The organism is Pseudomonas sp. (assembly GCF_050739655.1).
Lineage (GTDB): Bacteria > Pseudomonadota > Gammaproteobacteria > Pseudomonadales > Pseudomonadaceae > Aquipseudomonas.
In genome coordinates, this window is sequence record NZ_JBOIBY010000222.1 from 1 (window position 1) to 3,318 (window position 3,318).

The 3,318-nt window shown below is 61.1% G+C and carries 1 protein-coding gene and 1 pseudogene; both read right to left on the bottom strand.

Going from position 1 to position 3,318, the window contains the following annotated elements; genetic code table 11:
* Window positions 1-161: pseudogene (locus tag ACRESJ_RS11000) on the bottom strand (glutamate synthase small subunit); the annotation flags it as partial.
* Between the two features lie 32 nt (window positions 162-193).
* The coding region (gene gltB, locus ACRESJ_RS11005; RefSeq protein WP_431757926.1) for a glutamate synthase large subunit at window positions 194-3,318 on the bottom strand (3,125 nt) is incomplete at its 5' end.

The window sequence follows — 3,318 nt, forward strand, 5'->3', positions numbered from 1 at the left end:
CCGCAACCCAGGCAGCGGTGGGCCTGGTCGGCCGACTGCTGGGGTTTGAAGGGTTCGTAGATTTCCACGAACTCTTTCTTGCGTTGACGCAACAGTTTCTTCTTCGGATCCTTGCGCCCGACCTCGATGAACTGGAAGTCATTATTCAGACGTTCAGCCATTTTAAAACCTCATCAAACTCTTCAGGCGCATATCACTGCGGGTTGGCACGGGTGCTGGAAAGCAACGACTTCAGGTTGGCAGCCTTGGGCTTGACCAGCCAGAAACGACGCACGTAATCATCGAGGTTTTCAGCGAGCTCACGACCCCACTCGCTGTCGGTTTCCTCGACGTACTCGTTCAGCACGCGTTGCAGGTGGCTACGGTAGGCTTCCATCGCCTCGCCGCTGATCCGTTGGATTTCCACCAGTTCGTGGTTGACCCGGTCAACGAAGCTGTTGTCCTGGTCGAGCACGTAGGCGAAACCACCGGTCATGCCAGAGCCGAAGTTGTAACCGGTCTTGCCCAACACGCAGACGAAACCACCGGTCATGTACTCACAGCAGTGATCGCCAGTGCCTTCCACGACGGTGTGGGCACCGGAGTTACGCACGGCGAAACGCTCACCCGCGGTGCCGGCGGCAAACAACTTGCCGCCCGTGGCGCCGTACAGGCAGGTGTTACCGATGATGGCACTGTCCTGAGTCTTGTAGATGCTGCCCTTCGGCGGAACGATCACCAGCTTGCCGCCAGTCATGCCCTTGCCGACGTAGTCGTTGGCGTCGCCTTCCAGGTACATGTTCAGACCGCCGGCGTTCCACACACCGAAGCTCTGCCCAGCAGTACCTTTGAAGCGGAAGGTGATAGGCGCATTGGCCATGCCCTGGTTGCCGTGCTTGCGTGCGATTTCACCGGAGATCCGCGCGCCGATGGAACGGTCGCAGTTGCAGATATCCAGGGCGAAGTCCGCGCCGCTCTTATCGTTGATGGCCGAGGTGGCCATGTCGACCATTTTCTCGGCGAGCAGGCCCTTGTCGAACGGTGGGTTGCGCTCCACGCCACAGAACTGAGGTTTGTCTGCCGGCACGTGATCGCTACCCAGCAACGGGGTCAGGTCCAGGTGATGCTGCTTGGCGGTCTGGCCTTCGATGATGTCCAGCAGATCGGTACGGCCGATCAGCTCTTCGAGGGAGCGAACGCCCAGCTTGGCCAGCCACTCACGGGTTTCTTCGGCGACGTAGGTGAAGAAGTTCACCACCATGTCGACGGTACCGATGTAGTGATCCTTGCGCAGCTTCTCGTTCTGAGTCGCAACGCCGGTGGCGCAGTTGTTCAGGTGGCAGATACGCAGGTATTTGCAACCCAGGGCAATCATTGGCGCGGTGCCGAAGCCGAAGCTTTCAGCGCCGAGGATCGCGGCCTTGATCACGTCGAGGCCGGTTTTCAGGCCACCGTCGGTCTGTACCTTGACCTTGCCGCGCAGGTCGTTGCCGCGCAGGGTCTGGTGGGTTTCGGCCAGGCCGAGCTCCCACGGGGCGCCCGCGTACTTGATCGAAGTCAGTGGCGATGCACCGGTACCACCGTCATAACCGGAGATGGTGATCAAGTCCGCGTAGGCCTTGGCCACACCGGCCGCGATGGTGCCGACGCCCGCTTCTGCCACCAGTTTCACCGAGACCAGCGCCTTCGGGTTGACTTGTTTCAGGTCAAAGATCAGCTGCGACAAGTCTTCAATCGAGTAGATGTCGTGGTGCGGCGGAGGCGAAATCAGGGTCACGCCCGGTACTGCGTAACGCAGCTTGGCGATCAGACCGTTGACCTTGCCGCCTGGCAGTTGACCGCCCTCGCCCGGCTTGGCGCCCTGGGCGACCTTGATCTGCAGCACTTCGGCATTGACCAGGTATTCCGGAGTCACACCGAAACGGCCGGTGGCGACTTGCTTGATCTTCGAGCTCTTGATGGTGCCGTAGCGCGCCGGGTCTTCACCGCCTTCACCGGAGTTGGAACGCGCACCCAGGCGGTTCATGGCTTCGGCCAGGGCTTCGTGAGCTTCCGGCGACAGGGCGCCCAGCGAGATACCAGCGGAGTCGAAGCGCTTGAGCACCGATTCCAGCGGCTCGACTTCGCTGATGTCCAGCGGCGTTTCGAGGGTCTTGACCTTGAGCAGGTCGCGGATCATCGACACCGGACGGTTGTCCACCAGCGAGGTGTATTCCTTGAACTTGGCGTAGTCGCCCTGCTGCACGGCGGCTTGCAGGGTGTTGACCACGTCCGGGTTGTAGGCGTGATATTCGCCACCGTGGACGAACTTCAGCAGGCCGCCTTGCTGGATCGGCTTGCGCGGGCTCCAGGCTTCGGTGGCCAAGGCCTTCTGCTCGGCTTCGATGTCGACGAAACGCGCACCCTTGATGCGGCTTGGCACGCCCTTGAAGCTTAGGTTGCAGACTTCCTCGGACAGACCGATCGCTTCGAACAGTTGTGCTCCGCGATAGGATGTGATGGTCGAGATACCCATCTTCGACAGGATCTTGAGCAGGCCTTTGGTGATGCCCTTACGGTAGTTCTTGAACACCTCATAGAGGTCGCCCAGCACTTCACCGGTACGGATCAGGTCGCCCAGCACTTCGTAGGCCAGGAACGGATAAACGGCAGAGGCGCCGAAACCGACCAGCACGGCAAAGTGATGCGGATCGCGAGCGGTCGCGGTTTCCACCAGGATGTTGGAGTCGCAACGCAGGCCTTTTTCGGTCAGGCGGTGGTGTACCGCGCCGGTCGCCAGGGAAGCGTGGATCGGCAACTTGCCCGGGGCAATGTGACGGTCACTCAGCACGACCTGGGTACGACCGGAGCGCACGGCTTCTTCAGCCTGATCGGCAACGTTGCGGATGGCCGCTTCGAGACCGACGCTTTCGTCGTAGTTGAGGTCGATGATCGCCCGCTCGAAACCCGGACGGTCGAGGTTCATCAGCGAGCGCCACTTGGCCGGGGAAATGATCGGCGAGCTGAGGATCACGCGCGATGCGTGTTCCGGCGACTCCTGGAAGATGTTGCGCTCGGCACCGAGGCAGATCTCCAGCGACATGACGATGGCTTCACGCAGCGGGTCGATCGGCGGGTTGGTAACCTGCGCGAACTGCTGGCGGAAATAGTCGTACGGCGTGCGCACGCGCTGGGACAGCACGGCCATCGGCGTATCGTCGCCCATGGAGCCAACGGCTTCGTAGCCTTGCTCGCCGAGCGGACGCAGCACCTGGTCGCGCTCTTCGAACGTGACCTGGTACATCTTCATGTATTGCTTGAGCTGATCGACGTCGTAGAACGCCGAACCGTGGTCGTTGT